The organism is Leifsonia sp. SIMBA_070 (genome assembly GCF_046534635.1).
In the GTDB taxonomy this organism is placed as follows: Bacteria; Actinomycetota; Actinomycetes; order Actinomycetales; family Microbacteriaceae; genus Leifsonia.
The window spans coordinates 1-247 of sequence record NZ_JAWRYK010000729.1; the positions used below are offsets into that span (position 1 = coordinate 1).

Consider the following 247-nt stretch of genomic DNA (forward strand, 5'->3'; position numbering starts at 1 on the left):
GGTGCGCAAGTCCGGCGTGCTCTCCCGCCATCGTCATCCGGCGCCGGTCCACGGCTTCGTCCTGCGTGGGCGCTGGCACTACCTGGAGCACGACTGGGAGGCCGTGCCCGGCGCCTATGTCTTCGAGCCGCCGGGCGAGACCCACACCCTGGTCGTGCCGGAGGACGTGGAGGAGATGATCACCCTCTTCCAGGTCAACGGCATCATGGCCTATGTCGACCCCGTGGGCACGGTGCTGGGGTACGAG

Annotated in this window: 1 protein-coding gene; it reads left to right on the forward strand. The window is 68.8% G+C overall.

The window, feature by feature from the left end:
- The coding region (locus tag SB754_RS22170; protein ID WP_410784445.1) for a 2,4'-dihydroxyacetophenone dioxygenase family protein at positions 1-247 on the forward strand (247 nt) is incomplete at both ends.